Here is a 2907-nt window from a genome sequence, read left to right on the forward strand (position 1 = left end):
CGAGACCGAGCAGCGCAGCGCAGTCGGCCCGCAGGGCCGACCGCCGCACCGAAGCGAAGCCCGCCGCCCGCCCGCGGCTTTGCTCCCCCACAACATCCGCAACGCAACAGCAACGCGCCTCGAACGTCCGCAACGGACCGATTGCCGACCAATGCGGGCTGGATTGATCACAGCGTTCTTTAGCCGATCGAACGCGACTTGGTATGAGGCGTTCGCCACGGCGGCGCCGGTGCAAAGGGCAAAGGGCAAAGGGCAAAGGGCGGGCAAGGGTGCCTGTCGAATTTGCGGCAAGCGTCGACTGCGACGGACCAAGCCGGCACCTGAAAGAGGCGCCTGAGCCAGCCCCGCGGACCCCTCCATGCCTTCGCACTCTTGCGCGTCCTCTGCGCCTGCGAGGCCCTGAGCGACCTGCGCGACCTGCAAGGCCTGCGAGACCTGCAAGGACTGCGAGACCTGCAAGGCCTGCGAGACCTGCCCTAGGCACGTCAACTGCCTAGAGGCGGTTTCCGCTTCTCACCCATCGAGCCCGCGGCGCCTGCGCGTGCTGCAGAAGGACTTCTCGTCATGGCCGGACTCACCCGTCGCACTTTCCTTTCTTCATCGTCCACGCTCGGCGGCGTGATTGCGATTCCTCTGGCCACGGGTTGCGCGACCGGCACCGAACGCGGGGCTGCCACGGCCGAAGCGCCGATGCAGATCGAGCCGGCCACCGTGCCGCCCGCCCAGCGGCTGGACTTCACGCTCGACGTCAACGGCCGGCCGCAGCGCGGGACGGTCGATGTCCGCACCACGCTGCTCGACACCCTGCGCGAGCACATCGGCCTGACCGGCACCAAGAAGGGGTGCGACCAGGGCCAGTGCGGCGCCTGCACCGTGCACCTCGACGGCCATCGCGTGCTGTCGTGCCTCACGCTGGCCGCGCAGGTCGGCACGCGCAAGGTCACCACGATCGAAGGCCTGGCCGGCACCGAGGGCGGCCTTCATCCGATGCAGCAGGCCTTCATTGACCACGACGCCTTCCAGTGCGGCTACTGCACGCCGGGGCAGATCATGTCGGCGGTGGCCTGCGTGACCGAGGGCCATGCCGACGACGCGGCCGAGATCCGCGAGTACATGAGCGGCAACCTGTGCCGCTGTGCGGCGTATCCGAACATCGTGGCCGCGATCGAGCAGGCACGCGGCAGCATCCGGAGGGCGTGATGCGGCCCTTCACCTACCAGCGCGTCGACAGCGCCGCCGCCGCGACCCAGGCGGCAATGGCGGCCAGCAGCGCGGCGCCGCTTCCCGCGACCGAGGCGCCGGTGCAGTTCCTGGCCGGCGGCACCACGATCCTCGACCTGATGAAGCTCGACGTGATGCGCCCGCAGGCGCTGGTCGACATCAACCCGCTGGGTGCTGCCGGCGGCGGCGACATTACCGCCGGCCCCGGCGGCATCCGCTTCGGCGCCTTGGTCAGCATGGCCCAGGCCGCCGAACACCCGGCGGTCTTGCGCGATTACCCCGTGATCGTCGAGACGCTGGTGCTCGCCGCCAGCGCGCAGTTGCGCAACATGGCCAGCCTGGGCGGCAACGTCCTGCAGCGCACGCGCTGCGCCTACTTCCGCGACACGCACTGGCAGGCGTGCAACAAGCGCAAGCCAGGCTCGGGCTGTGCGGCGATGGACGGCATGAACCGCCAGCATGCCGTGCTCGGCACCAGCGGCGACTGCATCGCCACGTATCCGGGCGATTTTGCGCAGGCGCTGATCGCCCTCGATGCCACGGTCGAAATCGCCGGTGCCGCCGGAACACGCAAGCTGCCGTTCGCCATGCTGCACCGTCCGCCCGGCAGCACGCCGCAGATCGAGACGGTGCTCGCGCCCGGCGAACTGATCACCGCCATCGAGGTACCGGCCGGCGCCTGGACGCGGCGCTCGCACTATCTGAAGATCCGCGACCGCGAGTCCTACCAGTTCGCACTGACCTCGGCGGCTGTCGCGCTCGACCTGCAGCAGGGCGTTGTTCGCGAGGCGCGCATCGCGCTAGGCGGGGTCGCCACGGTGCCATGGCGGGCTCGCGAAGCGGAAGCGGCGCTGGCCGGCCAGCGGCTCGACGAGACCAGCGCCACGGCCGCCGCCGCAGCCGCTTTCGCCGGCGCGCAGCCGCGCGAACACAACGCCTACAAGGTCGTGCTCGGCCAGCGCACGCTGGTGCGCGCGCTGCTCGAAGCTGCAGAAATGCGGGTGTAGCGGGTGCCGTACGCCGAGCATTCGCCTTGTCCCCTCTCCCCAGAGGCAGAGGGAGCCTTCATTCTTAGCAAGGTACTTCCATGACCCTCGCCGCCGCTCCCGAACCCAAGACCAACATGGGCCGGCCTGCGCCGCGCATCGAGGCGCGCGCCAAGGTCACCGGCACCGCGCGCTATCCGTCCGACGAAGCGCTTTCCAACCCCGCGCATGCCTACCTGGTGACCAGCGCCATCGCCAAGGGCCGCATCTCACGCATCGACCAGCGGGCGGCGCGCGCCGTGCCGGGCGTGATCGACATCCTCACGCACGAGAACGCCGGCCAGGTCAAAGGCTCGAAGATGTTCAGTGACGGCGGCAGCGCCTCGACCACCATCGTGCCGCTGGCGTCTCCCAAGGTCTGGCACGACGGCCAGATCGTCGCCATGGTGCTGGCGGAGACCTTCGAGGCCGCGCGCGAGGCCGCGCACAAGCTCGACATCGCCTATGTCGCCGAGCGGCCGACCGCGAGCTTTGCCTCGCCCGGCACCACGACGCAGGCCATCGCCAAGGTGTCGAAGCGGCACAAGGACCCGCAGGTCGGCAACGCAGAAGCGGCCTTTGCCGCCGCCACGGTCAAGGTCGATGCCGAGTACTACACGCCGACCCAGCACCACAACGCGATGGAGCTGTTCACGACCAG

The 2907-nt window shown here is 69.7% G+C and carries 2 protein-coding genes and 1 pseudogene; all 3 read left to right on the forward strand.

Annotated elements, in window-relative coordinates; translation table 11 throughout:
* Positions 1-690 precede the first annotated feature (690 nt).
* The gene (locus H0W38_RS20195) at positions 691-1200 is read left to right on the forward strand and encodes a (2Fe-2S)-binding protein (RefSeq protein ID WP_292457541.1); all 510 of its coding nucleotides are present in this window, start codon (positions 691-693) and stop codon (positions 1198-1200) included.
* Positions 1200-2228 carry a xanthine dehydrogenase family protein subunit M gene (locus H0W38_RS20200; protein WP_292457539.1) on the forward strand — a complete coding sequence of 343 codons (1029 nt, stop codon included), beginning with the start codon at positions 1200-1202 and terminating at the stop codon, positions 2226-2228. Before H0W38_RS20195 ends, H0W38_RS20200 begins: the two co-directional genes overlap by 1 nt.
* 80 nt (positions 2229-2308) lie before the next feature.
* A pseudogene (locus H0W38_RS20205) lies at positions 2309-2907 on the forward strand (xanthine dehydrogenase family protein molybdopterin-binding subunit); the annotation flags it as partial.

This window comes from Methylibium sp. (genome assembly GCF_013817365.1).
Lineage (GTDB): Bacteria > Pseudomonadota > Gammaproteobacteria > Burkholderiales > Burkholderiaceae_C > Methylibium.

Coding starts and splice junctions, on each gene's coding strand:
- H0W38_RS20195 (WP_292457541.1), top strand. CDS start 691: ATGCAGATCGAGCCGGCCACCGTGCCGCCCGCCCAGCGGCTGGACTTC.
- H0W38_RS20200 (WP_292457539.1), top strand. CDS start 1,200: ATGCGGCCCTTCACCTACCAGCGCGTCGACAGCGCCGCCGCCGCGACC.